4 protein-coding genes are annotated in these 4,236 nt (G+C 68.6%); 2 read left to right on the plus strand and 2 right to left on the minus strand.

Annotated elements, in window-relative coordinates; translation table 11 throughout:
- Positions 1-373: 373 nt before the first annotated feature.
- Complete coding sequence (locus ACNPQM_RS43710) at positions 374-649, plus strand: hypothetical protein (protein ID WP_418088365.1); 276 nt, start codon at positions 374-376, stop codon at positions 647-649.
- Positions 650-1,292: 643 nt separating this feature from the next.
- Positions 1,293-1,577 carry a hypothetical protein gene (locus tag ACNPQM_RS43715; RefSeq protein ID WP_418088367.1) on the plus strand — a complete coding sequence of 95 codons (285 nt, stop codon included), beginning with the start codon at positions 1,293-1,295 and terminating at the stop codon, positions 1,575-1,577.
- A 753-nt stretch (positions 1,578-2,330) separates the two neighbouring features.
- Here ACNPQM_RS43715 and ACNPQM_RS43720 read toward each other — a convergent pair.
- Together ACNPQM_RS43720 and ACNPQM_RS43725 are read right to left on the minus strand one after the other, a co-directional pair.
- The gene (locus ACNPQM_RS43720; RefSeq protein WP_418088366.1) at positions 2,331-2,747 is read right to left on the minus strand and encodes an SsgA family sporulation/cell division regulator; all 417 of its coding nucleotides are present in this window, start codon (positions 2,745-2,747) and stop codon (positions 2,331-2,333) included.
- A gap of 128 nt (positions 2,748-2,875) precedes the next feature.
- Positions 2,876-3,265 carry a hypothetical protein gene (locus ACNPQM_RS43725; RefSeq protein ID WP_376347149.1) on the minus strand — a complete coding sequence of 130 codons (390 nt, stop codon included), beginning with the start codon at positions 3,263-3,265 and terminating at the stop codon, positions 2,876-2,878.
- Positions 3,266-4,236: the final 971 nt, after the last annotated feature.

Raw genomic sequence — 4,236 nt, forward strand, 5'->3', positions numbered from 1 at the left:
CTTGTTCACCCAGCCGCGACCATAGCCACCCAGCGAGCCGCGACCAGTCCGCCTGAAACACCGAAACGGACATCAGCTCACGTACCGCCCTCTGAGAGCCAATACGCAGACGTACCTCCTCCATGTGCTCGGTTGATGGCGCTATTTGGAAATCCCCACCCGGTGCTCAGGAGTGGGGAAAACCTGCTGAGTTGATCTCCCCACCCTTCGTGTGATCTCGGTCGGCGTGTCGGGATGGGTGGTGGGTGCGACGGCAAGCCTGCGTGGGCAACGGGTCGGGCCTCTTCGGGAGGCTGGGTGCTCACGTGGGAGGAGGACGTGGACGCGCACGCTGCGTCGCCAAGGCTGGACGATCTCCGCGATCGCCAGACACATGGGACGCGACCGTAAGACGATCCGTGCCCACCTGAACGGCGAGCGCGCCCCGCGGCAGCGCCGCCAGGCTCCAGATGCGTTCGTTCCATTCTTGGACTACTGCCGTCAACGCGTGGCGGACGACCCGCACTTGTGGGCATCCACCCTGTTCGACGAGGTGGTCCAACTCGGCTACCGCGGCGCCTATTCGACGTTCACCGGGGCGCTTCGCCGCTACGAGTCCAGCCGTACTGCGAGCCCTGCCATGCGTCGCGGGGCCGGGATCGCGCGGTGATCGAGCACCCGCCGGGCGAGGAGGTCCAGTTCGACTGTTTGAGTTGCCCGATCCACCCGCGGGCTGGGGCATCGGCGGACACGCGCACCTGCTGGTCGGGGCGCTCGCGCATTCGGGCCGGTGGCGGGCGGTGCTGGCGGAGTCGGAGGACTTCCCGCACCTGGTCCAGGCCCTCGACCAGGTGCTGCGCAAGCTCGGCGGCACCGCCAGACGGTGGCGGTTCGACCGGATGGCGACCGTCTGTTACCCCTCCAGCGCCAGGTCACCCCGACGTTCGCGGAGGTCGCGAAGTTCTACGGCGTCCAGGTGGCGATCTGCCCGCCGCGGCGGGGCAACCGCAAGGGCGTGGTGGAGAAGGCCAACCACTCGGCGGTGCAACGCTCTGGCGCACGGTCCCCGACGGTCTCAGCGTCGAGCAGGCCCGGTCTGGCGTCGACGACAAGCTCGCCGTCCGGATGGACGAGTGGCGCCGCAGCGTCGACGGCGTCAAGGTGACCGTTGCCGACCTCGCCACGGCCGAGCCGCTGCTTGAGCTGCCCACGCTGCCGTTCCCGGCCGAGTTGGAGGTCGTGCGGACGGTCAGCCCGCAGGCTTGGTGTCCTTCGAGGGCAACCTCTACTCGGTCCCGCCCGGGATGTCGGGGATGCGGGTCACCGTCCGGCAGCGGCTCGGCGAGGACTACCTGCACATCGCCACGGCGGGGAAGGCCGTCGTCGCCCGGCACCGGCTCGCGCCGCGCGGGGCCGGGCGGACGGTCCGCGACGCGGGTCATGTGATTGCGCTGGAGCGGGCGGTCCTTGCGCAGGTCAGTGAAACCGGGCCCCGTGCAAGACCAAGACCCACCGCCCGCTGTCGCCCGAGGCGCTCGCTGAGGCCGAGCGGCTGCGGGGCCAGACCGCCGGCGGGAGTCCGGCCGAGCGGGTCGTGATCAACCTTGACACCTATGCCGCCGTGGCCGACCGGCTGCGGACCACTCCGACACCCGAGGAGGAACCCGGCGAGTGAGCACATCACCGACGCATCACCACCACCCTCAGCCCGAAGCGCATCTTCTGCTCGCCTGAGTGCCGCACTGCCTCCCGCGAGGCCAAGACGGAGACCCGGACCGGCCCCGTCTGCGCGAACCCCTTCCAGGTCCAACGCACGGTCCGCACCATCTACTGCACGGCCTTCTGCCGTCGCGAAGCCGAGCACCGCCGCGACCAGGCCCTGGACGAGGAACGAGCCCGCCGCCTCGGCCAGGCACCGTCGGCCGCGTTGCCGGCCCGGCCCGAGCTTCCCCTCCACCGCCGGGAGCGGTGGCGGCGAGTGCTGACCCCAGACCGAACATGACGAGGCACCCCCGAGGAGCCGCTCGAATCGGCTCCCGCAGGGGGTGCCGTCGTGTCCGGGGCCGCCCGACGGCGGCCCCGTCGCGCGACGGGAGGGCGGGCCGGTCCTCCCGTCGGAAGTTGGGCGGCCGGGGGCAGTAACCGGCGGCAGCGAGTGTTACTGGTATCAGTAACGGTCCCGGCCGGGGGCGGCCTGGGATCAGTTCGTAGGGAGGGCCCGTCGTTCGGTTCCGCCCGGAGAGGCATCGGGAAGGGTGGGGCCCAGGGTGGTGAACAGCTCCGGATACCGCCGCTTGAGCTGGGCGTAGGCCCTGAGGCGTGCGTTTCGTCGGCGTTGCTGCATGTTCATCTCAGGCCGCCTCATCCAGGAGCTGTGACAATTCGGCGTCCATATCCAGACCGGAGACCTCCTGGCCGGCCGGCACCAAGTGGTACGTCCGCCCCAGCCACTGCGCGACCACTGGGAGGGGAGCGGTGAGCCAAGCGGTCCCGTGCGAAGAGGACAGAGCAAGGTTCAGCTCGGCATCGCGCCCGGAACCGACCGGCCAGACGTGCACATCGCCTTGCCCGGTGGGCCGGTTGAGGCCTTCTGCCAGCGTGTCACGGGCCAAGGCCCAGCTGACTTGATGGACGGTGTCGGTCTGGAAGACGATGATCGCGGCAAACGGGTCTTGGGTGGCGTAATGCAGACGAGTTGGCACCGCGAGGTGCTCGCCGGACGGAAGCACCAACTCCATGTGCAACGTCTGGTCTACGTGATCGGGCATGGCTCGGATTGCTCCTCGAGAGCCTGGGCCGGTCGGCGCACTGCCGCCCTAACGCCTGCGGTGCGCGGAGGCCCAGGGGCGGGCCGGGCCGGCGCGCTAAAAGCCGGCCCGGTGCCCGCCTTGGGCGGTCAGTTGAAGATGCGGTGGTCGAAGCCACGGTCGTGGCTGCTCACGGAGTGCCATGCGCCGTTGTTCTTCACGTAGAACCGGTGTCCGTCGTAGCGGTACTGCCGGCCGTGGTCGTTGCAGTACCAGACGCTGTCGATCCGCACCCACTTGCGGTGGCCGTCCCAGCGAATGTTGTGACGGTGGTGGTGGCCGTCCCAGCGAATGTCGCGATGGTCGTGGTGGTCGCCGTACTGGGTGCGGTCCGAGGAGTGGTGCGCCACAACCGCGGTGTGGTCGGCTACCTTTGCCGGCGCAGCCGAGGCGGTGCCGCCCACTGTCAGGAGGGTGCCCGCGGCGACTGCGAGTGCCGCTGCCGAGGTGGCGAACCGCCGCCCGAAGTTGTGCTTCATGATCGTTCTCCTTGCTGTGCTCCGGAGCTCTGGATTGAGGCTCCGCTTGGCGGGTATGGGTGCCATGCATCCCTGCGAAGGGTGGGCTCCCGTACCCCGCCGTCGAGCGCCGGTTCCCGGCGTCGGCGGCCTGTCGCGTTCCCGCCCGAGCGGGCGAGAGGCGTAGGGACAGGGGATTTTTCAGCAGGTCAGTTCGTTCTAAGTGACCTGAAGCTGTACGCAGAGGGTTCCCTTTTGCTCGGTGGATCCGTACGCATTCAGCCTCGTTGTTTCGATGCCTGCCAGACCATCCGGGAAACAGGTCAATCGACGGTATGGCCCTCATCCTCTCCGTACTGGGGAAAACCCGTGGCCCGGAGTGCGGCTGCCCGGCGAAGGGCTTCGCAAGGGCCGGAGAAGACGAGGAAGCCACCGAGGCGCTGTAAGCACCCGGCCCATTCGAGGGGCCGGGCGCTTCCGTTATGCGGTGTCTTACGTCGAGGCCGGACGCCGCGCCTGCCCGGCGCGCTGCTGCGCTATGGCCTCGCGGGTGGCATGGACCGTGTCGACCACTATCCGCATTCAGCACGTTGCCAGAGCTGTTGCTCGCGTGCGGTCGTCACTAACGGGGATCTTGAGAGGGAGGCCGTGGTCGGGAACGTGCACGATGTGCCGTGCCGGAGGCGTGGTCGCGGTCATGGCGGTCACCCCGCGCTTCCCTGACTGCGTGGCCGAGATGGCGAAGGACATACGTCAGCCCGCCAAGGTGGTCGGGGGTGTGATCAATGGCGCGTTGTCACTGGTCACAGGCGTGGAGCCGGTACCGGGAGCCGTAACAGCGGCCGCGTTGACAGGCTCGGTTAATGAGATTAGCTTTTAGCTAAGAATGTTAGCCATGCCTGGGAGATGTCGTGACTGAGTACCTTGCCGTCGACGGCGGCACGATCGCCTACGAGGTGGCGGGGTCCGGCCCGCTGATCGTTCTCGCGCAC

Origin of the sequence: Streptomyces sp. NPDC056231 (assembly GCF_048270745.1) — a bacterium.
In the GTDB taxonomy this organism is placed as follows: domain Bacteria; phylum Actinomycetota; class Actinomycetes; order Streptomycetales; family Streptomycetaceae; genus Streptomyces.